Genomic DNA, 23,020 nt, shown 5'->3' on the forward strand with positions numbered 1-23,020 from the left:
ATATACTCTTTATTGGTATTGATGCTCTTTTGTCTTTTGCGATTCTATTTTTCGGACAGCACCCGGTGCGGCTTTTTCAACTGCGGCTGCTGCTATTTCATACGCTTCATTGTAATCATATTCGTAAAAACGTCTTTCCGCTTCTTTCAGCTGTTCAGATAAAATATGATTCTGGCTTCTGAACCGGTTTCCGAACTGAATGATTTTTTCAATGAGGATGACCTGCTCGACAAGTTCTTCTGATTCCCGGCTTGCTCTGTTGACGATATCTTCTGCTTGCTTCAAATGGGCTCCGGCTTCTTCCATATTTAATGGAAGTTCGTTTAGTTGATTGACTGTCTCTTGAATGTGATGATGCGCGTTCTCCAGCATCTCTTGAATACGGCCCGGAATGCCTGGAATGTTGCTAGTCTTCAACAGTCTTGCTGTCTCAGAAATTGTTTTTTTCAAATTGCTGAGCGTCTCCCTCGCCTGAAGCTCTTCTTTTCTGAGCGCTTGCAGATTTTCACGATACTCGGCATGCTCTTTTTTCACTTCTTCAAGCTGCTTCTCTATTGAAGTAACTTCATCTACTAAAAGTGAGTAGGCGACATGCTCTGCATCAAGCTTATCTTTAACAGATGACAGCAGCTTGCCAATTTCATCAAGGCGCTTTTCAAAAGCCTGCTGTTTGCCGAGCTCGCCGGCTGTCAGCCTGTAGCTTTCCTTCACCAGCTCAGTTTCCGCTCTCGTATGCTCTTTCTCTTCTTTAAGCTTGTCATAAGCAATAATCAATTCAGGCATTTTGCTTAGTACAGATTGACCGGCTTCAACTTCGCCCTCCAGCTGCTGATAAACAGATTGAATATTTTCATCAATAAGCTGCAGAATTGCGGACGCTTCATCAATATCCAGCTCAGTCATCAGGACATGCTCCGCCCGTTTTAACTGATTTGACAGATTTTCTAATTCCTTATCAAGCTGGATATGTTCAAGCTTGTACCCTTTTTCTTTCATCTCGGCATAGCCGTCCTTGAGCTTTGCAATCTGGCCCGGCACCGTCTGCTTACAATCAGCTAACAGCTTCGGCACGTCATCTATGTATGACTGAAGCCGGTCAAGATTCCGGTCCTGCTCAAGCAATACTTTTCGTGCAGCAATATAGTTTCCGCCTTCTGTTTCTTCTTCAAATTGTTTGATGCCGCTCCAAATTTCGTCCAGATCCTTTTCAAGGCTGTCATAAAGGTCCCCGTAAAGGTGGCTGTATGCCAGCAGGTTTTTTCGAGATTTCGAATAGCGCTCCCTCACCTGTTCAATCTCTTCACGGCTCTTTTCCTCACTTGTGACAAGGTCGCTGATTTCCCGAAGAATCTTTTCAATGCTTGATTCCGCCGCTGTCAGCAAGTCGTCGATATGAACGAGCACTTGATTGGCCTTTTTAAACCGGTATTTGTCTGCATTTTCCTCGGCATCATAAAGGAGCTCTTCAACTTTCGGCATGTGGGCTGTGACAATCTCATCCCATTCTTCACGCCACTTCTCAAAGAACTCTTCTGTCTGACCCGTCATTTTTAAATGTTTAATTTTGGACATTTCTTCCACAATCGACCGATTCAGAATTTCAATCTTCCACGATTCCAGCCGGTCGATTTCGGCGTAGATTTTTTTCCTGAAAAAGTAGCCTGCCGCAAACAGCGCAAGCAGTACAATTAATAATCCAATGACAAACTCCATAATGAGCCCCCTTGCTGTTTACCTTAATCTGTCAGGGTGTTTTATTTATTCAGAAAGATTTCAGGATATGTATTGAGAAAAACTGTCGTTTTCATTGTTATTATGATACCATGTAACAAACATTTTTTGACCAGAAATCAAAAACTTTTTGTGCAAAATCGGCAGGATTTGACTATTTTTTCATGGGGTGACATCAATGCAAAAGCGAGACGGACATATTCACACACCATTTTGCCCTCACGGCTCCAGTGACACACTCAGACAATATGCAGAAGAAGCCTTAAAAAAAGGGTTCGAATCGATTACTTTTACCGAACACGCCCCATTGCCGCCCTCTTTCACCGATCCCACGCCGCTGAAGGACAGCGCGATGGCGCAAGCTTCTTTGGAACGCTATATTCATGAAATTTCCGGATTAAAAAAAGAATATGGCGGACAGCTTTCTATCCGGACGGGGCTTGAAGTCGATTATATTGCTGGATTTGAAGATGAAATTACATTATTCCTGGATACATACGGGCCATATTTAGATGACAGCATCTTATCCGTTCATTTTTTGCGCACAGGCTCTTCCTATCTGTGCCTTGATTATGACGAGCATACCTTTAAAGAGCTGATTTCAGCCTGCGGAAGCATTGAAGCTGTATATGAACAATATTACCGGAGTATCTATTCTTCCATTGTAGCATCTCTCGGCGTCTATAAGCCAAAAAGAGTCGGTCACATCACACTCGTCCAAAAATTCATCAAGCTGTTTCCGTATAGCATGTCAGAGCATATTCGCGGTCTCGTTTCTGAGTGTCTGGATGCCATTGAAAAAAACGGAATGGAGCTCGACTTCAATACTTCCGGCTTAAGAAAAATGTACGCTGGCGGTATTTATATCGAGGATTGGATGCTGAATGAAGCGAAGCAAAAGAAGATCCCGCTTGTGTTTGGGTCTGATGCCCATCAAGCGGGAGATGTCGGATATGCGTATGAGGCGTTTTTGGAACGATGCTAATTGGTGAGCGCCACGTCTCCTGTCCGGAAGACGCTTTTGATCCAAATCTTGATCTCTTCAAAATACATTTTATAAAAATATGGCTCGTGCGGCTGCATGTAGAGCACTTCTGAAATATATTGAGGCTGGAGATAGGGCATCATCAAGAGAGATTTTAATTGAAGAATAAAATGAGGCAGCGGCAGTGTTAAATGTTCACACCGTTTTTCTCCTTCCTCAATGATCAGCTGGAAGATATACTTTTCCTTCATTAAATATGTCGACATAATTTCCCTGATTAACGTGGAGTCAATTGTGACTTCCCGGTAGACAAAACGAGTTAATTGACGATGATTATGCTGATAGGATAAAATATCGAAAACCAATTGGAGAAGCTGTTCCTGCGTGCTATGAGAACAGATATTGCTTGCCGCTGTTTCAAGCGTTTTGCTGTAGCCTTCATAAAACTCTGAAACTAAGTGTTCCATCAAGCCTCCTTTGCCTTTAAAATAGTAGGAGATGTGCGCAACATTTACATCAGCTGACTTTGCGATTTCACGGACAGACGTGCCAGAAAATCCTTTTTGGTTAAAAAGCATGACAGCAGATTCAATAATTTTGTCTTTGGTGCTTACTTTCATACGGCTCACTCCTTCCTCTTGATATTATTCAAGCAGGAAGCCGCTGTTCCTGTAAGAACTTATCGACAAATGCCGGCAGAAAAGCCGGAACTTTGTTTTATATTATAGAAAAAGTGAGGGTTTTCCATGTTCCATGTCGAAAAACAATCTGGAGATAAAGAAAAAGACTATCAGCTTCTGCTAAAACAGCTCGAAGCCATGACCGAAGACGAAACAGATCCAATAGCTAACTATGCAAATGCCTCAGCACTGCTGTATCATTCGCTGCCTGAGGTCAACTGGGCTGGTTTCTATTTTGCCAAAGAAGAGGATGGACAGCTTGTGTTAGGTCCATTCCAAGGCCTTCCGGCATGTGTTCGGATTCCTTTCGGCAGAGGGGTTTGCGGCACAGCGTACGCAAACGGAAAAGTGGAGCGTGTGGAGGATGTAAACGCGTTTCCGGGACATATCGCCTGCGATGCAGCGTCTCAATCAGAAATTGTGCTTCCGATTCGTGTAGACGGAAAAATGGTCGGCGTCTTGGATATCGACAGCCCCGTGAAAAACCGTTTCGACGAAATTGATGAAAAATACTTAACTCAATTTGCCGAAAAGCTAGAAAAAGCATTAGCGCAGTAATACAAAAGCCCAAAACTGATATCGTTTTGGGCTTTTTTCATTTTATTGAGTCATGAATCATCAAGCGGTTTTTCCCGCTCCGTTTCGCGCTATAGAGCGCTTCATCAGCCTCATGCACAAGCTCTTTCAGAGACTTTCTTGTTTCTGTCGTCCAGCATGAGATACCGCAGGAAATGGTTACCTTGGGTTTCGTATTTTTTCTGACAGCATAAACCAGCCGCTCGGTAATCCGTTTCCCCACCGCAACCGGCACATTTGGCAAATAAATCGCCAGCTCCTCGCCTCCCCAGCGGGCACCGACATCATGCTTTCGGATGTTGCTTTTAATCACTGAAGCAACTTGAATTAAAATCTCGTCCCCAGTCTGATGGCCGTACGTATCATTTACATTCTTGAAATTATCAATATCAACTAGAATAAAAACACCCTTTTGGTGGATTTTCATGCTGTATTGAATTTTTTCATCCAAATACGCCCGTGAATACAGTTCAGTCAGCTGATCTGTTTTTACGAGATGCTCCAAACGGTCGCGAAGCATTGAATTGGTTACAGCCAGTGTCGCGTGATGAATCAGCGCCTGAAACAGCTTGTACATTTCAAATGTAAAAGCGTATAGCTCCTGTTTCAATAAAACCGCAAAGCCTAAAAGACGGTCGTTTTGAATCATCGGAGCAGCCATTAGCGAGCCGTACCCCGCCTGCCCAAAAACAGACTGGCCATTCCCGATGAAAACCCCTTTTTCACCTTCATACAGCTTTTCTTTCAGCTCATTATAAAAGTCTGATGGCTTCGCTTCTTTAAAAAATGCTGTGCTTCCTGGGAGCAATGCTAGATTTTCAAAATGGTCGATATGAAAAAATCCCACTTCTTCTGCCTGAAACGATTCTGCCATTCTCACAGCCAGATCATTCATTGTATCAGTCAGTGTCAGCCGCTGATTCAAGCGGCGTGATGTTTCATTGATCAATTCCAAATTTGCGATGCTTGCTTTGGATTGTTCGTAGAGCTGGGCATTTTCAAACGCTTTTCCCGCCGCATTTGCTAACAGCGACATTTCATCAAGGCAGGCATCAGTAAGAAAGCTGTCACCCGTTCCCTCAGCCTTCAACACCCCGTATGTGCCCTGCTGTCCTTTGATCGGAATATAGGCGGCCGATTCATTTTTCCGCAAAATATCCCCGGACAAATACACTTTGAGCGCAAAGGAATCGGATTTTTCCCCTTCCATATACAGCTCTTTTGCAGGAACCCCTAAACATTGGTCTTGATCGTGCGATATAAATAAAGAGAACTCAAAAAGAGAAAATGTGCTTGTCAAGCTTTCTAAAAGCTGCTTCAGCACATCTGTCTGATCAAGCAGTGAATGGAACAGCTCTGTCATTTTGTATATTTTTTTTTGGTAGATCGTTTTGTTATAGAGTCTTTCTTGTTTCATCGACTGGTTTAAAAATGAAGCAACCACATCCGGAAGCCCTTCAGGAATCTCTTCATCCTGCCTGCATGCAAGATGGAAACGCCTGCCTGAGCCGTCCTCTATCAGATAACATGAAGCGTTTATTTCTGAAACGGAAAAACGGGCTTCACCATCTGCCAGTTTTGTCACAAAGTCTGATGATGACGGTGTAAGCGAAACACAAAGGGTTGAAAAATAGGTTTGAATAGCCGAAGTCAGCCATATGAAAGAGTCGGTGAATGTGACTTTTTCCGATTTGGTTAATAAAAAATCGAGCATATGATAATGAAAGGCGGATAATTGATCTTTAGTTTGTTCTACCATGTTTTTATCACCTAAAAGTTTACCACTAATTTTTGTTTATTATATCATAAACGGTGAAGCAATAATGGAGGAATGGTTGACTTCAAAACAAATAAATTATATAATGACCTTTGTGTGAAATATTGCAGCCTTTTTGTTCAGCTTCTATGTTTTCATTTTGTTCCTTATCCATAAGGTGTATCGTGTAACTCTCTGCTGCTGGAGCGAGGATACATGAAAACAAAATGTGCATGGTCGAATAGAGCAGACGGTTTTTATTTTCCACAAAAATAAAACCCAAAGGAGGAGTCACATTATGGCTCGCTATACAGGTCCATCTTGGAAACTGTCCCGCCGTCTAGGAATCTCTCTTAGCGGTACAGGAAAAGAATTAGAAAAACGCCCTTACGCTCCAGGTCCACACGGCCCAGGACAACGTAAAAAATTATCAGAATACGGTTTGCAATTGCAAGAAAAGCAAAAGCTTCGTCACATGTACGGTGTAAACGAACGCCAATTCCGCACTTTGTTTGACAAAGCTGGCAAACTAGCTGGTAAACACGGTGAAAACTTCATGGTTCTTTTAGATTCTCGTCTTGATAACGTTGTGTACAAGCTAGGTTTAGCACGTACTCGCCGTCAAGCTCGCCAATTGGTTAACCACGGTCACATTCTTGTAGACGGAAGCCGCGTTGACATCCCGTCTTACCAAGTAAAGCCTGGTCAAACAATCGGTGTTCGCGAAAAATCAAGAAACCTTTCTATCATCAAAGAATCTGTTGAAGTGAACAACTTCGTTCCTGAATACCTTACTTTCGACGCTGAAAAGCTTGAAGGTACTTTCACTCGTCTTCCTGAGCGTTCTGAACTTGCTCCGGAAATTAACGAAGCGCTTATCGTTGAGTTCTACTCTCGTTAATCGTTTTAAAAACCCCTGCCGCTATGCGGTTGGGGTTTTTTTATCGTCTGTTTCGTCTTTCGCCTCTTGCTGGCCAACACTATCTTGCGCCTGCCGCTCCCAATAATCCCGCTGTATCCGTTCTTTAGCAATCGTGCACATGAGATTCACGCTTTAGCGCTCCTTTCTTTTAAAAGGTGATGTGGTTGATCGTGTTTGCCCTATCTAATATACTCTTTTCCTTTCATTCCTATGCGGTAAACAAAAAGATCCTTTGCCTTCAGTGGCAAAGGATCTTTTTCTTATTTATATGTCACAAGGAAGTATTTTTTCTTCCCGCGGCGCAGAACAGTAAATTGATTTTCGATGCGGTCTTCAGCCGATAGGGTATAATTTATTTCTGTCTGGCGTTCGCCGTTAATGTAAACAGCTCCGTTTTGGATGTCTTCACGCGCTTGACGTTTAGAAGGAGATAATTTAGATTGCACCAACACATCTACAAGTGAAAGCTCTTGGCTGCTGTCAACTTCCATAGAAGGAACATCTTTAAAGCCTACCTTTACGTCTTGAGCGGAAAGCTCTTTAATATTGCCGCTGAACAGCGCTTGGGAGATGTTGATGGCTTGCTCCAGCGCCTCGCGTCCGTGAACAAGCGATGTCACTTCTTCTGCCAGGCGTTTTTGCGCTTCACGTTTTTCCGGCGCTGTTTCTGTTTTTTCAGCGTATGCTTCAATTTCCTCTTTTGATAGGAACGTAAAGTATTTCAAGTATTTGATAACATCACGGTCATCTGTGTTGATCCAGAATTGATAGAATTCATATGGTGATGTTTTTTCCTTATCAAGCCAGATCGCGCCGCCTTCCGTTTTTCCGAACTTCGTGCCGTCTGCTTTTGTGACAAGCGGAATCGTAAGGCCGAACGCTTTTGCTCCTTCTTCTTCTGATTTTCTGATCAGTTCAAGACCCGCTGTGATGTTGCCCCACTGATCGCTACCGCCGATTTGCAGTTTACAGTTTTTGTCTCTGTAAAGATTTAAGAAATCATAAGATTGAAGAATCATGTAGCTGAATTCCGTGTACGAGATGCCGGATTCGATTCTTGAGCTGACCGTGTCTTTTGCCAGCATGTAATTGATGCCGAAATTTTTACCGACATCACGAAGGAAATCGATCACATTCATTTTGCCGATCCAGTCAAAGTTGTTTGCGATGACAGCTGGGTTTTCTGCTGCGTCAAAATCTAGAAATCTGGACAGCTGGTTTTTGATTTTTTGGGACCATTCGGAAACGATGTCAGCAGTGTTTAAAGTACGCTCTGCTTTTTTTCCGCTTGGATCACCGATGAGACCCGTAGCGCCGCCAACAAGTGCAATCGGATGATGCCCTGCAAGCTGAAAACGGCGAAGTGTTAAAATAGGCAGCAAGTGTCCGATATGCAAGCTGTCTGCTGTCGGATCAAAACCTGAGTACAAGCGGATCTTTTCTTCATTCAGCTGTTTATTTAATCCCTCTTCATCTGTCATTTGCTGAATCAATCCGCGGAAGGATAAATCTTCAAGTAAGTTTGTCATAAGATAAAGCTCCTTTTTTGATTAAAATAAAAAACGCCCCTTCGTTTACACGAAGGGACGATTGATTATCGCGGTACCACCCTACTAATAAGAGAATGCAAAACATTCGTCTTATCACTTTGCCTGATAACGGATCAGGTCCGTTCTTTCACTACTGAAAGCCTAGCCGGCTTTGTTTGCAAAAGCGGTTCATGAGTGTATTCGATATATCCGTCTGTGCTGATTTTCACCGGCCATCAGCTCTCTGGAACGTAAGGATATTCTACTTGTCTCAATCTTTACCTTTTCATATGAAGCTATATCATTTTTAACATAAATAAAATCCCGTGTCAACGCCGCCTTTTAATCCTCCATCGTTGACAGATCACCGGCTGGGAGATTAAGCTCCCATGCCTTCAGCACGCGTCTCATGATCTTTCCGCTTCGGGTTTTCGGAAGCTTATCTTTAAATTCAATTTCACGCGGAGCCGCATGGGCTGCAAGACCCTGCTTTACAAATAGGCGGATCTCTTCTTTCAGTTTGTCAGACGGCTCAAATCCTTCCCTGAGTGCAATAAAGGCTTTAATGATTTCTCCCCGTACCGGATCAGGCTTTCCGATTACACCAGCTTCTGCAATGGCCGGGTGTTCGACAAGCTTGCTCTCCACTTCAAATGGACCTACGCGCTCACCGGAGGTCATGATAACGTCATCTACTCTGCCTTGGAACCAGAAGTATCCCTCTTCATCCATGTAAGCAGAATCACCAGACACATACCAGCCGCCCGGCATGAAATACGATTCATACTTTTCAGGGTTATTCCAAATGGTATGCATCATGGAAGGCCAGCCCTTTTTGATAGCGAGATTGCCCATTCGGTATGGCGGAAGCTCATTTCCTTGATTGTCAACAATCGCAGCCTCCACTCCCGGAATCGGCTTACCCATCGAACCGGGTTTAATATCCATGCAAGGATAATTGCAGATGAGCTGACTGCCCGTTTCGGTCATCCACCATGTATCATGGATTCGTTTGTTAAAAACTTTGTGTCCCCATCTGATGACCTCCGGATTTAGCGGCTCACCAACACTGAGTACATGCCGGAGTGAGGTTAAATCATATTTCGCAGCCATTTCATCTCCCGCTCCCATCAGCATCCGAAAAGCGGTCGGCGCGCTGTACCAGACATTGACGCCAAGCTGTTCAATCGTTCCATACCAGCTTTCCGGGCTGAAACGTCCGCCGACGATGACATTTGTCGCCCCGTTCAGCCACGGTGCAAAAATGCCGTATACCGTACCTGTCACCCAGCCTGGATCAGCTGTGCACCAATAAATGTCTTCTTCCTTTAAATCAAGGACCCACTTTCCTGTTTGATATTGCTGAATCATCGCTTCATGGACATGCAGCACGCCCTTTGGCGTTCCAGTGGAACCTGATGTATAGTGAAGCAGAAAACCATCTTTTTTATCCATCCATTCGATATCCAGTCTTGTGCTCTCCTGTTTCGCTGCTTCATCATAATTGATGAGGTTTGTGCCGCTCTCAGCCTCTCCGCCGACTACGAATATATGCTGCAAGTGAGGCAGTTTGTCTGCCGGTATCCTCTCCAGCAGCTCAGGCGTTGTGACAACAACCTTTGCCTCACTGTTTTCAAGCCGGTCCTTCACCGCTCCCTCCATAAATGCTTCGAACAGCGGCCCGGCGATGGCGCCAATTTTGATAGCGCCAAGCATAATAAAATAAAGCTCGGGTGATCTCGGCATAAAAATAAAAACGCGGTCCCCTTTTTCCACATTTCCATACCGTCTCAACACATTCCCGGCTCTGTTTGATTCTTCCTTCATTTCTTTAAATGTGTATTTTTCATCCCGTTTTGCGTCTTTATAATAAAGTGCTACTTTGTTTTTTCGAAACGATTCGGCATGGCGGTCAATCGCTTCATACGCCGCATTCAGTTTCCCTGTCTCATGCCAAGAGAAATGTTTCTCTGCCTCGGCCCAATCAAAATGCCGGTACGTTTCTTCATAGTTTTTTAAGTTATGATCCCCCTCTATTGCTGGTAACGCTTTCAAATTCATGCCCAAACATCCCCCTTTGCTGAAGTTGTCACAATTATTATAGTATAAATTCATATTCTTCTCAATTTTTAAAATATAAATCATGTTGAAAACGCTTTATATTTTGGTATTCTTAAAGAAGGCATGTATTTTTATAAGAATTGATGGGACGGTGAATTAGTGGAACATCATAAAACATACCATTCAGCAAACATCAAAACAGCAACCGGCTCTTTACTGATAGAAGGGCCTGTCTCTCCAGAGGATTTGGCAGGTTATGAGTTTCATAAAGATTTAACCGCATTTCGCCCGCCTCGCGAGCAGCATGAAGCGCTAGTCGATATTGCAGGCCTTCCAGAAGGGCGCATTATTATTGCCAGAGACGGCCGAACCATTGTCGGCTATGTCACGTATTTATATCCTGACCCGCTCGAAAGATGGTCTGAAGGAAATATGGAGGATTTGCTTGAGCTCGGAGCCATCGAAGTAGCGCCGGACTATCGGGGATGCGCTGTCGGAAAGACCCTTCTGACCGTCAGCATGATGGATGAACAAATGGAAAACTACATTGTGATGACAACAGAATATTACTGGCATTGGGATTTAAAAGGGATGAAAAAAGATGTGTGGGAATACAGAAAGATCATGGAAAAGATGATGAATGCAGGCGGATTGGTCTGGTTTGCAACGGATGAGCCGGAGATCAGCTCCCACCCTGCAAACTGTCTGATGGCCCGCATCGGAAAAAACGTCAGCCAAGAATCAATTGAACAATTTGACAGGCTCCGTTTTTATCATCGTTATATGTATTAACTGACACTGACAAAGGGGAAAAAATAATGATTGTTGAGCAAATCATGAAAAGAGATGTCATTACATTAACGAAGACGGATACGCTTGAAACAGCAATATGCAAACTGAAGGAATTCCATATCAGGCATCTGCCTGTTGTAGATGAAGAACGACACGTGATCGGCATGATTACAGACAGAGACATGAAACAGGCGAGCCCCAGTATTTTTGAAGAAAACAAACGAAGCCTATTTCTCACACGAAGCGTAGATTCAATTATGAAAAAAGAGGTCGTCTGCGCCCACCCGTTAGATTTTGTCGAAGAAATATCTGCGGTGTTCTACGAGCATGGCATTGGCTGCCTTCCAGTCGTACAGCATCAAAAATTAGTAGGCATTTTGACAAAAACCGATTTGCTGCGGACGTTTGTCAAATTGACGGGCGCTGACCAGCCGGGCTCGCAAATTGAAATAAAAGTAAACGACATCACCAAAAGCCTCGCTGAGATCAGCAGCCTTTGCCAAGACCTTCAAGTGAAAATATTAAGCGTGCTTGTTTATCCGCATGACGATCCCGGTGTAAAAGTGCTCGTCTTCCGTGTAAAAACCATGAATCCGCTGCCGTTTTTGCAGGAACTGCAAAGAAATGGGCACCACGTCGTATGGCCGTCAGAGCAAAGGGATCTGCTATGAGAGACAGTGTATTTATCTATTCTCCATCCTATCAAACCTACATGTTTCATCAAGAGCATCCCTTTAATCAGCAGCGGGTTCTGTTAACATATGATTTGCTTCAGACGATCAATGCCTTTGATGATGGAGACATTGTCAGTCCCAGACTCGCCTCAGAAGAGGAGCTAGCCCTTGTCCACACGGATGATTACATTCAGGCCGTAAAGCTTGCGGGCGCCGGAAAGCTTCCCGCTGAAGAAGGAGAAAGCTACGGGCTCGGCACTGAAGATACACCCGTCTTTGCCGGCATGCACGAAGCGGCATCACTCTTGGTCGGCGGCACTTTAACGGCCGCAGACTGGGTCATGTCAGGACAAGCCCTGCATGCGGCAAACCTTGGTGGAGGGCTTCATCATGGCTTTCGCGGGAGAGCCTCAGGGTTTTGCATATACAACGACAGCGCTGTGGCGATTCAATATATTCAGAAAAAATACAGCGCCAGAGTGCTTTATATTGATACAGACGCCCACCACGGGGACGGTGTGCAATTTACATTTTACGATAATCCTGACGTATGCACGCTGTCCATTCATGAAACAGGAAGGTATTTATTCCCCGGAACCGGCCAGATTCAGGAAAAAGGCAGCGGAAAAGGATATGGCTATTCCTTTAATATCCCGCTTGACGCTTTTACAGAGGATGATTCTTTTCTTGAAGCTTACCGGACAGCAGTTTCAGAAGTCGCCGCGTATTTCGAGCCCGATGTCATTATCAGCCAAAACGGCGCCGATGCCCATTACTACGACCCGCTGACGCATTTATCAGCAACAATCAATATATACGAAGAAATTCCCCGGCTTGCACATACTTTGGCTCACCAATATTGCGGAGGGAAATGGATTGCAGTCGGAGGCGGCGGATATGATATTTGGCGAGTTGTCCCCCGCGCCTGGGCCAGAATATGGCTTGAAATGAAGGGGATTGATCCGGGACACGAGATCCCGCCGGAATGGATCGCTAAATGGCAAAAACAATGCCCCGTCGCCCTGCCGTCCAGCTGGAGCGATCCTGCTGATTTATATCCTCCGATTCCCCGCAAGCCTGAAATTACAGAAAAAAATGCCCAAACCGTCAGCAAAGCATTATATGCGATACGGTCCGAGCAACAACGAACAAAGTAAAAAACGACCTTCACGAAGAGGTCGTTTTTGATTTTTTGATGACGATTTCCACACGTCGGTTTTCTTTCATGTGTTCGTTTGTCTTATTGTCCTTTACAGGCTTTGTATCCGCATAACCGACAGCAATAAAGCGCTTCGAGGGAAGTTTTTCTTTTGATGTGAAGTATTGAATCACTCCGCTTGCCCGTGCTGCTGATAGCTCCCAGTTCGACGGATATCGGTATGTCGAAATGTTTCGGCTGTCTGTATGGCCTTCGACTTGAATGTCATTTGGAATGGTTTGAAGAAGTACGGCGATTTGGTGAAGAAGTGTTTCAGCATTTTTCAGCACCTTTGCCTCACCTGTATCAAACAGCACCGCCTCCTGCAGAACGAGCACGACACCGCGTTCATCCCGTTTGGCTGTCATTTGGGCCTTCAAGTGATTGTCTTTTATATATGTATTTACTTTCTTGAGAAGCTGATCCTGCTGATCCGCTTGCTTCTTCGCATCGGATGGAGGTGTTTTCTTTTTTTCTATGGACGTTTGGTCCGGCTGAAGCCCGCCGCCATCCTTCTGAATTGAATCGACTGCCGCTTTAAATTTTTGAAGATCGATTTGGGACATCGAAAAAAGCAAAATAAAGAACACAAGGACCAGGGTGATCAAATCTGTAAAGGTAACCATCCAGCTGGATGAAGATTGACTGTTTTTCCCGTTTCCGTTCCTTCTTTCAAAACGTTCTCTTCTAAGCTTCATGTATAGATCCCTTTTTTGTTTTTACTTGATTCGGCTGTTTCTGCCATTCTTCCCGTGAACTGAAAACGACCAGCTGGCTTTCAAGGTTGCGCGGGTTTTTTCCGGATTGAACACCGATAATCCCTTCCACCATTACCTGTTTGATGAAAATTTCACTTTCTGTTTTCTCTTCAAGCTTTGCCGCGATTGGGTTGAAGACCATATTGGCCAGTAATGAACCATATAAAGTCGTCAGAAGCGCAACTGCCATATTCGGTCCGAGCATATGCGGATCATTTAAGTTTTTGAGCATCAGCACGAGCCCGACGAGTGTTCCGATCATTCCCCACGCCGGAGCAAATTCTCCCGCTTTTTCAAAAACACGCCGTCCTTTGCGGTGCCGTTCCTCCATTGCTGCGATTTCTGAATCCATGACAAGCCGAATCGTTTCTTCATCCCAGCCGTCAATTGCTAAAAGCAACCCTTTTTTCAAGAATGGATCTTTGATTCCCCGAGCCTGATCATCCAATGATAAAAGCCCATGTTTACGCGCGTGATCGGAAAGGGAGACAAAGGTTTTCACAAGATCTTTCACATTGTCTTCCTGGCGGATGAATGCCTGCTTTAATACAGAGGGCGCTTTTTTCAGCTCTCTTGGCGGAAAACTGATAAAAACAGCGGCGCATAGTCCCCCTGTTACGATGAAGAAAGAGGTTAGATCAAGAAAAGAGCGGAAACCGCTTACTCCCGATCCCGAAATAATCCCGATAACAATAATAATCGTTCCTAACACAAATCCAACAGGTGTAAGATAATCAAAACGTTTCATCATTTCTCCCCATGAAAAAAGCAAGAATTCACCATGAAGGTGAAGCTTGCTCTTTGTTTTTCTTATGACTTGGTTGACTTTCTTAGTTCGATACGGTGCGGCAGTTCGACGATATGCTCTTCAACCGGCTCTTTATTCATGAGCTTCGTCAGCAGTCTCATCGCAACGGCGCCAATATCATATGTCGGCTGAACAACTGTTGACAGCTGCGGACGAACCATGAGGCTTAATCTTGTGTTATCAAAGCCGATAATGTCGAGATCCTCCGGAATGGATAAGCCCTGATCCTGAGCGGCATGGATAATGCCGAGTGCCATTTCATCAGTTGCAGAAAGAATGGCTGTCGGTTTTTTATCCAGGCTCATCAGATGCTGCAGCGCTTCGAGTCCGGAATCATATGTGTAATCCCCTTCAGCTATAAATTGTTCATTAAACGGAAGGTTCGCTTCTTCAAGCGCACGTTTGTAGCCTTGGAGTTTTTTCGAGCGGTTGATCGGCTCTGTCATTGGTCCGGAAACGAATGCGATATCCTTATGTCCTTTATCAACCAAAAGCTTCACTGCGTCATAAATCGCCTGTTCGTAATCGATAGCGACTGACGGTGTTTCCTCCTGCTCTTCTACAGAAGCGGCAAGTACAATCGGCACTGGGGAACGCTTAAATTCCGCCACATGCTCGTCCGTAATGTTTCCGCCCATAAACACGATGCCGTCCACTTGTTTGCCGAGCATTGTGTTTAACAAGTGCAGCTCTTTCTCCATGTTTTGGTCAGAGTTGCTCAAAATAATATTGTATTTATACATTGTCGCGATATCTTCAATTCCGCGTGCAAGCTCTGAATAGAAAATGCTTGAGATATCGGGAATGATGACACCAACAGTTGTTGTTTTTTTACTTGCCAGCCCTCTTGCCACCGCGTTTGGACGGTAACCGAGACGTTCAATGGCTTCCAAGACTTTTTTCCTCGTTGTCGGTTTTACATTCGGGTTGCCGTTCACGACACGGGAAACGGTTGCCATGCTTACATTAGCTTCTCTCGCTACGTCGTAGATCGTAATATTGCTCATCCTAAAACCACTCCTTTTACTGGATACACTTATCCTTATCTATAGCATAAACACTTTATGTAGAGAAATGTCATAATGTCCGAATTTATGTCGTTTATGATTTGTAAGCGTAAGTCAGTAGTGTACATTATTTTTCATTATTCATCAAATTTAATTACTTCTCATGAAATTATACACGTTTTTATAGATGATGAAAACGTATACTTGGATTTTATAACTAAATAAACGAGAAAGCATAAAAAAAGGCCGCAGGCGCGGCCTTTTGGATTGTTCAATTAAGCGTTGACTTTCACCATTGGCTTCAGTTCATTCAGCCATTTTTCAAATTCAGGAATCGCCATTTGCTGAGCAGAATCAGAAAGCGCGACTGACGGATCAGGGTGAACCTCAGCCATGACACCGTCTGCACCGATCGCTAAAGCAGCTTTAGCTGTCGGAAGCAAGAGGTCACGGCGGCCTGTTGAATGCGTAACATCAACAAATACCGGCAAATGCGTTTCTTGTTTCAAAATCGGCACAGCTGAAATATCAAGCGTGTTTCTCGTTGCTGTTTCGTATGTTCTGATTCCTCGCTCACAAAGGATAATTTGGTCATTTCCTTGTGACATGATGTATTCAGCAGCATTGATGAATTCAGAGATCGTTGCTGCAAGGCCGCGCTTCAGAAGCACTGGTTTTTTCACTGCACCGGCAGCTTTCAGCAATTCGAAGTTTTGCATGTTGCGCGCTCCGATTTGAATGACATCAATGTAGTCAAGCGCTTCTTCGATATGAGCCGGCGTTACGATTTCACTGATAACCGCCAGATCATATTCATCCGCTACACGTTTTAAAATTTGAAGGCCTTCTACGCCAAGCCCTTGGAAATCGTATGGGCTCGTACGAGGCTTAAAGGCTCCACCGCGCAAAATTTTAATGCCTTGTTTTTTCGCAGCTGCAGCCACTTCAGCTACTTGCTCATAGCTCTCTACCGCACATGGGCCGACAATGAATCTTTGCTGGCCGTCTCCGATTTTTTCGCCTTTGATATCAACAATTGTATCTTCAGGTTTTTTCTTGCGGGAGACAAGCAGCGCTTTGCTGTGATCTTCTTCCTGAAGCTCTAAACCGGCTTTGAATATCTCTTTAAAAATGTGCTGGATGGTTGAATTTTCGAACGGACCGTCATTGTTTTCAATGATATTGTTTAACATAGTGCGTTCTCTGACAGGGTCAAATCGGTTGACACCCTGTGCTTCCTTCGCTTTACCGATCTCTTTTACAACATTTCCGCGTTCGTTGATTAATTTTAAAATTTGTAGGTTTAATTCGTCTGCTTTCTGCCTTAAAAGCTCTAACTCTGTGTTGCTCATTTTTTTCATCCTTTCCCTGCACATTCATTTTTTATTTTGTAGTTATCATGCATCTTACTATAAGTAATTCCAAATGGAAATACTGAAATACAAAAAATTTTATAAAAACTCTACTTTATTACCCAAACGCTTTTAAGTGATAAAGTAATCTATGAAGCTATCCTACATGATGTGAGGGCAATGTTCAAGGGTTTTTTACAAAAAAAAAGCGTCCAGATAATATCTGGACGCTTTTTTCTATGACAAATGCTGCTCAATGGCGGCCTCTGTAATTTGTGAATGTGAGGTATGCCATTTCACTTCACCGTTCTGAATGATGAATACTTGAGGGCTTTCATGCTTTACCCCATATGTTTCTGCGATGAAATTTGACAGCGGCCGGGCTTCTTGTACTTGAAGATAGTAAGCCGGCACATCCTCATGCTGATTTGCAAAGGCATCAAACTCATGAAATGCTGCCTGGCTGATCGGGCATGTGGTGCTGTGTTTAAAGAAGACAAAAGCGCCTTCCTGTTCTGCAATCCGTTTAAATTCTTCTTCAGATTGAATAAGCTGTTTAGCCATGATTCAAGCTCTTCCTTCCCTGCTCAGCGATTCATATGCTCAGCCTGTTTTTGTGCATCTTTCAGTTCGTCTTTTACATCTTCTTTCGCCTGGAGGACTTGATCTTTTGTTTCGCCAGCTGCCTGCATCGCTTCTTCCTTCATATCTTGCATTGTTGATGAATCGGTTTTGTCAGATTTGGAACGGTCTCTTAAATCCTTTACCTTGTTCATGATCTGCCCAGACTGATCCGCTACAAGCTGTGTGATGTTGGAAGTTTTGTCTTTTGCGATGCTGACATATTGCGTGCCTTTTTCCTTCGCATCAGCCGTCATTTTATCTGTTTTGTCCCGTAATGCAACCGCTTGGCTGCCGAGATCGTCGCGAAGTTCTTTGCCTGATTTAGGCGCTAGAAAAAGAGCTGTAGTGGCACCGATGATTCCCCCGATTAAAGTTCCGATTAAAAAATCTTTACTATTAATTCCATCTTTGCTCATCATTATTCCTCCTCTAGGTATTTTTTTCTCTTACAGAGCTGATTTTTTCTTTTGCTTCCATTTCTCCCAAATTTCCAGTGCTGCTTGGCTCCATGTGACAACTTGATTGATCTTGTCTTGATTTTCTCTAACTGATGCCGATACAGACCCTGCCGCCTGTTTCATGGATGTATTGAACTGCTGTACAGAAGTTCCCACCCCTTGAACAGCATGAACGACCGTGTTCAGCTTTTCTGATTTTTCCTGAATATCTTCAGCCAGGCGGTTAGTCTTATGTAAAAGCTCGGCTGTTTCAGTTGTGATGCCCTTCATTTGTCCCTCCAGCCCTTCAAGAGTGGATGCGACGTGTTTTAGTGTCAGCTGCAGTGACTTCAATGTTTTAGACAAGTAGATCACTAATACGAGAAATGCAATTGCGATGAGTGCAACGCTCAAATAAAGAATAATAATCATCTCAAACCTCCTTGCTGCAGGATATACTGCTGTTTACCCGTTTTCTTCAATCATAAACATGTGTACTGGGCTGTATACATACTATTCTCCGTTATGTAAGAAAATCCTTTAATAAGCTTTCTCGTCAGATAAATAAAAAGCAGTGAGATCACTGCTTTTTATTATGCCATGACGTTTTCGTAGGCTCTCATATACTTTTGGATATCTCCTGCCCCCATGAAGATGAGAACGGCTTTATCATGAGCTTTTAAAACAGAAGTGTCATCTTCTTCAATCAGCTTGGCATTATGAATTTTCCCCTGCAGATCGCCGATCGTCAGCTTTCCAGCATTTTCACGGGCTGAGCCGAAAATATCGCATAAATACACACAGTCAGCGCCGCTCAGGCTTTCTGCAAATTCGTCAAGGAATTGCTGCGTTCGCGTAAATGTATGAGGCTGAAATACCGCAACAATTTCACGATCAGGATATTTCTGTCTTGCCGCCTCAATTGTCACTTTTATTTCTGTCGGGTGATGAGCATAGTCATCAATCAGCACTTGATCCCCTAGCTGCTTCTCATTGAATCTGCGTTTGACGCCCCCAAAGGATTTGAGAGCATGCTTAATGATGCTGGAATCAATTTCTTCATAATGGCATAACGCAATGACCGCCAATGAGTTTAATACATTGTGGTGGCCGTACGCAGGAATATAAAACGTATCATAGAACGTATTGCGGACAAAGACATCGAAAGTTGTCCCTTCCGTGCTTTTTACGATGTTTCTGGCTTGAAAATCATTTTCTTCCCCTGTGCCGTAATACACAACCGGGACGTTCGCATGGATTTTCGGCAGATGCTCATCGTCTCCGCAGGCGATAATGCCTTTGTTGACTTGAAGAGCCATCTCTTGAAAAGCGTCAAATACATCGTCAATGCTTGAGAAGTAATCAGGGTGATCAAAATCAATATTCGTCATGATCGCGTAGTCTGGCTGATAGCTTAAGAAATGGCGGCGGTATTCACACGCTTCAAACACAAAGTATTCGCTGTTTTCATTTCCCTGGCCTGTTCCGTCTCCGATTAAGAAAGACGTCGGTTTTGCATTTTGGATCACGTGAGCCAGCAAACCCGTAGTCGACGTTTTGCCGTGTGCACCTGTAACGGCAACACTTGTGAACTTTTTCATGTAGTCGCCTAAAAACTTATGATAACGTATCACCGGAATTCCGTCAGACATCGCTTTTTCTATTTCTGGATGCGTGTCTGGGAATGCATTTCCGGCGATAACTGTCATGCCGGGCTTAATATTTTCCGCGCTAAAAGGAAGAATCGTAATATTTCTTTTTTCAAGCGCTGTTTGCGTAAAAATAAATTTTTCGATATCCGATCCTTGGACAGTATATCCATTATCATGAAGTATTTGGGCAAGCGGACTCATACCTGTCCCTTTTATTCCAACAAAATGATAAACAGTCATAATTGTACCTCCAACAAACGTCTATCTGTTCCCCAGTATATGACGCTCATTTCAATTTGCGACCGCGGCGGGTGAAAAGCTTCCCTTGGCGGCGTATTTTATATGTTTTGTTATGTTCAGTATCCGGTTATTTCTTTCCGATTAAACCTAGATATCAAGATTTGTCTATGCGCAGCTGCTGTAAAGCGGCATGGCTGTTAAATGCTCTAAACACTATCATACCATGTTTGGTGTGAAAATGAACCCATATTATTCGTTTATTAAATCACTTGCGGTGATCAGCACCTCACGGGGTTTGCTTCCTTTTGCCTCTGAGATCATGCCTTCCGCTTCCATCATATCGATCAGCCTTGCCGCCCGGTTGTAACCGATTCTGAATCTTCTCTGCAGGCTTGAAGTGCTCGCACTGTTTTGCTCTACAACAAACTCACACGCTTCGTAAAACAGTTCATCCTCTTCTTTCAGGGCTGATCCTTGTCTTACGAGCTCTTCTTGTTCAAATAAATAGGTTGGCGGCATTTGGTTTCTGACGTGAGAAACAACGCGGTCGATTTCACGATCCGACACAAAGTTACCTTGCAGACGGACCGGTTTTCCCGAGCCGTTTTCCAAAAAGAGCATATCCCCTTTTCCGAGAAGCTTTTCTGCACCGGCGATGTCAATAATCGTTCGGGAATCAACCTGGCTTGAAACAGAAAAGGCGATTCTCGTCGGGATATTCGCCTTAATCAGGCCTGTAATGACATCTACTGACGGACGCTGAGTTGCGACGAGAAGATGGATACCGCATGCTCTTGCTTTTTGGGCGATCCGCGCTATGCTTTCTTCCACATCGTTTGGCGCTACCATCATCAGATCTGCAAGCTCATCAATAATGACAACTAAATACGGCAGCTTTTCACCCATTTGGTGTTCCCCGGTTAATTGATTAAAGCGGTCAATGTCACGGACACCTGAATGGGCGAACAGCTCATAGCGGCGCTCCATTTCCTCAACGACCCATTTCAAAGCAGCTGTAGCCGCTTTAGCATCAGTAATGACAGGACTGACGAGGTGAGGAATTTTATTGTAAGGAGCCAGCTCTACCATTTTCGGATCAATCAGCAGCACCTTTACCTCACTCGGATCAGCTTTATAAAGCAGGCTGACTAATATTGTATTGATGCATACGCTTTTTCCCGAGCCTGTGGCGCCGGCAATCAAGCCATGCGGCATTTTCTTCAAGTCGATAACAACAGGATTCCCTGAAATATCTAATCCCAGCGCAGCCGTAAGCGGTGACTTGCTTGTCCTGAAAGCTGAGCTGCGAATCATTTGGCGCAAATCAACCACCTTGCTCGTGCGGTTCGGCACTTCAATCCCGATCGTGTTTTTCCCCGGAATTGGCGCTTCAATCCGAATATCTCTTGCTGAGAGACTGAGCTTAATATCATCAGACAAGTTGGTGATTTTATTCACCTTTACACCTGGTTCAGGATGCACTTCGAATCTCGTGACAGACGGCCCCTGGGTTACATGGACGACATTGGCGCGGACATTGAAATTTTTCAAGGTCAAATCAAGAAGCTGACGCTGTTCTTCGATCCACGCAGTATCATCTTGGACCTGCGCTGGCGGGACATCTAGCAGTGCAACATTCGGAAATACATAGCTGCCGCGGCGTTCCTCTGCTTTTTGCTGTTTATGCGTATCTCTTTTCAGCATCATGACATTAAAAGGAACGGATGGCCCTTTTTGAGAAGGTGCGTTTTGTTCGGACCTGTTCTCTTGCACACCAGGCCTTGGTTTCGGCTCTTTTGAAGCTTCGTGAGGTTTGTCTGTCCGGATTTCCTGCCGGTTTTCATGGGTTGCAGAAAGCGGTTTGGAAGCTTGGTCCATCCGTTCAGTTTCCTCAAGCTCTGTCTGGCTGTCTGGCTGAACATCTATCTTCGTTTCCTTAGATTCTGCCGGAATGTCATACTGATTATTTATTATGCTTTCTGATGGCTCTTCTGATTCTTCCGCCTCAGTTTCTGTTTGATCCAGAGCTCCAGATGAATGCTGGTGATCAGTAAATAATGAAGGCTCTTCCTGACGAAATTCCATTTGTTCTTCTTGAACGAACGGAGACTCAGCACCTTCTGCCGCGTTTTCGTGACAATTGTATACTGTGCTGTCTGACGGCTCTTCTGATTTTTCATCCTCAGATGCTGCCTCTGCCAGAGGTTCAGGAGCTGTTGGCTGTTCATCAAGTTCAGCGGAGAAAACAGGCTCGTCAAATTTCTCTGCCTGCTCTTCCCTTTGTTTTTCCTCAGCCGTTGCAGGCATGATGTCTTCGCGGCTTACTTCACTGCCTGAAAGGCCTTCATTCGCCGTATCTGTGAGTATCTCAGGCATTGCTTGCCCTTCGGCATGTTCAGCTGGGAAGAAAGACTCCTCTTTTTGCGGCTGTTGAACGCCTGATTCAAATGGCACTTCATTACCTGGTGCCCCATCACTCTCTGTATCCTTTCTGTTTAAAACGCCAGAAGGCTGTTTTTCAAATTGGATATCCGGAAAGAAAGGATTTTCTTTTTTGGAGTGCGCCTGTGTGTCTGAAGCAGGATAGCCGCGTTCACGTTCGATCTCTTCTGACAGCAATGTTACCTTCTCTTTTACCGGTTTATCCGGTTCGTTCAATGTTTCAGAAGGCTTTTTCGGCACATCCTTTTTAACGGATGGTTTTTGATTGAATCCATAGATTGGCGAAGGGATATTTGTCGGTTTAAACGGTTTCTTCGCCGGCTCTGATGATTGATATGTATGCTGCTCTTTTTCATTGCTGGGACGCTCTCTGTAAGGTGCAGCGCTTGGACGAGGCGCGGATTTCGGTTCGACCGATGGTGCGCGGCGCCTTCTCAGGTCATGATTTTTGTATCCATCAGGCACGACTGGAAAACGGAACTTGCCTTTTGGATATTCATAATATATTTTAGGATCTTCCAATCTTTTTAATTGTCCTTCAGGATGATGCACCTCTTGTTGCTGCGGAATTTGAGCGGGTTTTGTCTCCCGTTCAGCATCCTCTTCGCTCTCGCCTAAAAACAAATCAAAAAATTTATGAAGCCAACTCATAATTTATCTCTAACTCCCTTATAGTTTTCTGGGACGGTTTTTAGTATACCACTGCTGGTCGGCCCAGAAAAGATTAAGCTATCAGCAGAAACAAAGCCGCTAAACAGGGGCTTAGCGGCTTTTCACATGATTCGTTTTTTTGGGC

21 protein-coding genes and 1 other annotated feature are annotated in these 23,020 nt (G+C 44.2%); of the genes, 6 read left to right on the plus strand and 15 right to left on the minus strand.

Annotation, left to right across the window (positions count from 1 at the left end; translation table 11 throughout):
- Positions 1 to 9: 9 nt before the first annotated feature.
- A complete protein-coding gene (gene ezrA, locus JQX68_RS14960; protein WP_148343553.1) occupies positions 10 to 1,713 on the minus strand; it encodes a septation ring formation regulator EzrA in 1,704 nt (567 codons plus the stop codon).
- 196 nt (positions 1,714 to 1,909) lie between these two features.
- Here ezrA and hisJ point away from each other — a divergent pair, with 196 nt between their 5' ends.
- Positions 1,910 to 2,716 (plus strand): histidinol-phosphatase HisJ, encoded by an 807-nt coding sequence (gene hisJ / locus JQX68_RS14965; RefSeq protein ID WP_014664993.1) that lies wholly within the window; start codon positions 1,910 to 1,912, stop codon positions 2,714 to 2,716.
- Here hisJ and refZ read toward each other — a convergent pair.
- Positions 2,713 to 3,336 carry a transcriptional regulator RefZ gene (gene refZ, locus JQX68_RS14970; protein WP_205440330.1) on the minus strand — a complete coding sequence of 208 codons (624 nt, stop codon included), beginning with the start codon at positions 3,334 to 3,336 and terminating at the stop codon, positions 2,713 to 2,715. The genes hisJ and refZ overlap by 4 nt on opposite strands.
- Before the next feature lie 126 nt (positions 3,337 to 3,462).
- Between refZ and JQX68_RS14975 the strand changes: the two genes are divergently transcribed.
- On the plus strand, positions 3,463 to 3,954 hold the full coding sequence (locus JQX68_RS14975) for a GAF domain-containing protein (RefSeq protein ID WP_014664995.1): 492 nt from the start codon (positions 3,463 to 3,465) through the stop codon (positions 3,952 to 3,954).
- 37 nt (positions 3,955 to 3,991) lie between these two features.
- Here the strand turns inward: JQX68_RS14975 and JQX68_RS14980 are convergent, their stop codons facing one another.
- Entirely contained in the window at positions 3,992 to 5,731 is a 1,740-nt protein-coding gene (locus tag JQX68_RS14980) for a diguanylate cyclase domain-containing protein (RefSeq protein ID WP_205440331.1), read from the minus strand.
- 295 nt (positions 5,732 to 6,026) lie between these two features.
- On the opposite strand from JQX68_RS14980, the gene rpsD reads away from it, so the two are divergent.
- Positions 6,027 to 6,629, plus strand: coding sequence for a 30S ribosomal protein S4 (rpsD, locus tag JQX68_RS14985; protein WP_014664997.1), 603 nt, complete (start codon positions 6,027 to 6,029; stop codon positions 6,627 to 6,629).
- 21 nt (positions 6,630 to 6,650) lie between these two features.
- On the opposite strand, the gene sr7p is transcribed toward rpsD, so the two are convergent.
- The 3 genes from sr7p to acsA all read right to left on the minus strand — a co-directional run bounded on the left by sr7p (position 6,651) and on the right by acsA (position 10,240).
- The gene (gene sr7p / locus JQX68_RS21880; protein ID WP_041521401.1) at positions 6,651 to 6,779 is read right to left on the minus strand and encodes a small protein SR7P; all 129 of its coding nucleotides are present in this window, start codon (positions 6,777 to 6,779) and stop codon (positions 6,651 to 6,653) included.
- A 131-nt stretch (positions 6,780 to 6,910) separates the two neighbouring features.
- A complete protein-coding gene (gene tyrS, locus JQX68_RS14990; RefSeq protein WP_095432436.1) occupies positions 6,911 to 8,179 on the minus strand; it encodes a tyrosine--tRNA ligase in 1,269 nt (422 codons plus the stop codon).
- A 50-nt stretch (positions 8,180 to 8,229) separates the two neighbouring features.
- Positions 8,230 to 8,467 (minus strand) — a binding site (T-box leader).
- A 54-nt stretch (positions 8,468 to 8,521) separates the two neighbouring features.
- The gene (acsA, locus tag JQX68_RS14995) at positions 8,522 to 10,240 is read right to left on the minus strand and encodes an acetate--CoA ligase (RefSeq protein WP_014665001.1); all 1,719 of its coding nucleotides are present in this window, start codon (positions 10,238 to 10,240) and stop codon (positions 8,522 to 8,524) included.
- 159 nt (positions 10,241 to 10,399) lie between these two features.
- Here acsA and acuA point away from each other — a divergent pair, with 159 nt between their 5' ends.
- From acuA to JQX68_RS15010, 3 genes are read left to right on the plus strand one after another with little or no spacing between them, the layout of a single operon-like run.
- Entirely contained in the window at positions 10,400 to 11,032 is a 633-nt protein-coding gene (gene acuA / locus JQX68_RS15000) for an acetoin utilization protein acetyltransferase AcuA (protein WP_014665002.1), read from the plus strand.
- 26 nt (positions 11,033 to 11,058) lie between these two features.
- Complete coding sequence (locus JQX68_RS15005) at positions 11,059 to 11,703, plus strand: acetoin utilization AcuB family protein (protein WP_014665003.1); 645 nt, start codon at positions 11,059 to 11,061, stop codon at positions 11,701 to 11,703.
- A complete protein-coding gene (locus tag JQX68_RS15010) occupies positions 11,700 to 12,863 on the plus strand; it encodes an acetoin utilization protein AcuC (RefSeq protein WP_069150083.1) in 1,164 nt (387 codons plus the stop codon). Before JQX68_RS15005 ends, JQX68_RS15010 begins: the two co-directional genes overlap by 4 nt.
- A gap of 10 nt (positions 12,864 to 12,873) precedes the next feature.
- Here JQX68_RS15010 and motS read toward each other — a convergent pair whose 3' ends face one another.
- From motS to JQX68_RS15055, 9 genes are all read right to left on the minus strand, one after another.
- The gene (gene motS, locus JQX68_RS15015) at positions 12,874 to 13,602 is read right to left on the minus strand and encodes a flagellar motor protein MotS (RefSeq protein ID WP_014665005.1); all 729 of its coding nucleotides are present in this window, start codon (positions 13,600 to 13,602) and stop codon (positions 12,874 to 12,876) included.
- Positions 13,592 to 14,410 carry a flagellar motor protein MotP gene (motP, locus tag JQX68_RS15020; RefSeq protein ID WP_040082125.1) on the minus strand — a complete coding sequence of 273 codons (819 nt, stop codon included), beginning with the start codon at positions 14,408 to 14,410 and terminating at the stop codon, positions 13,592 to 13,594. The genes motS and motP overlap by 11 nt, the downstream gene beginning before the upstream one ends.
- A 62-nt stretch (positions 14,411 to 14,472) precedes the next feature.
- Positions 14,473 to 15,477: a catabolite control protein A gene (gene ccpA, locus JQX68_RS15025; protein WP_136654350.1), complete on the minus strand. Its 1,005-nt coding sequence runs from the start codon at positions 15,475 to 15,477 to the stop codon at positions 14,473 to 14,475.
- A gap of 275 nt (positions 15,478 to 15,752) precedes the next feature.
- A complete protein-coding gene (locus tag JQX68_RS15030) occupies positions 15,753 to 16,829 on the minus strand; it encodes a bifunctional 3-deoxy-7-phosphoheptulonate synthase/chorismate mutase (RefSeq protein ID WP_040082124.1) in 1,077 nt (358 codons plus the stop codon).
- A gap of 237 nt (positions 16,830 to 17,066) precedes the next feature.
- On the minus strand, positions 17,067 to 17,393 hold the full coding sequence (gene ytxJ, locus JQX68_RS15035) for a bacillithiol system redox-active protein YtxJ (protein ID WP_014665009.1): 327 nt from the start codon (positions 17,391 to 17,393) through the stop codon (positions 17,067 to 17,069).
- A 23-nt stretch (positions 17,394 to 17,416) separates the two neighbouring features.
- Positions 17,417 to 17,869, minus strand: coding sequence for a YtxH domain-containing protein (locus JQX68_RS15040; protein WP_040082123.1), 453 nt, complete (start codon positions 17,867 to 17,869; stop codon positions 17,417 to 17,419).
- A 30-nt stretch (positions 17,870 to 17,899) separates the two neighbouring features.
- Positions 17,900 to 18,322, minus strand: a complete 423-nt coding sequence (locus JQX68_RS15045; protein ID WP_136654351.1) for a DUF948 domain-containing protein — start codon at positions 18,320 to 18,322, stop codon at positions 17,900 to 17,902.
- Between the two features lie 161 nt (positions 18,323 to 18,483).
- Positions 18,484 to 19,782, minus strand: coding sequence for a UDP-N-acetylmuramate--L-alanine ligase (gene murC / locus JQX68_RS15050; RefSeq protein WP_014665012.1), 1,299 nt, complete (start codon positions 19,780 to 19,782; stop codon positions 18,484 to 18,486).
- A gap of 249 nt (positions 19,783 to 20,031) precedes the next feature.
- Complete coding sequence (locus JQX68_RS15055) at positions 20,032 to 22,875, minus strand: DNA translocase FtsK (protein ID WP_147772367.1); 2,844 nt, start codon at positions 22,873 to 22,875, stop codon at positions 20,032 to 20,034.
- Between the last annotated feature and the right edge of the window lie 145 nt (positions 22,876 to 23,020).

The organism is Bacillus sp. LJBS06 (assembly GCF_016924995.1).
Lineage (GTDB): Bacteria > Bacillota > Bacilli > Bacillales > Bacillaceae > Bacillus > Bacillus stercoris.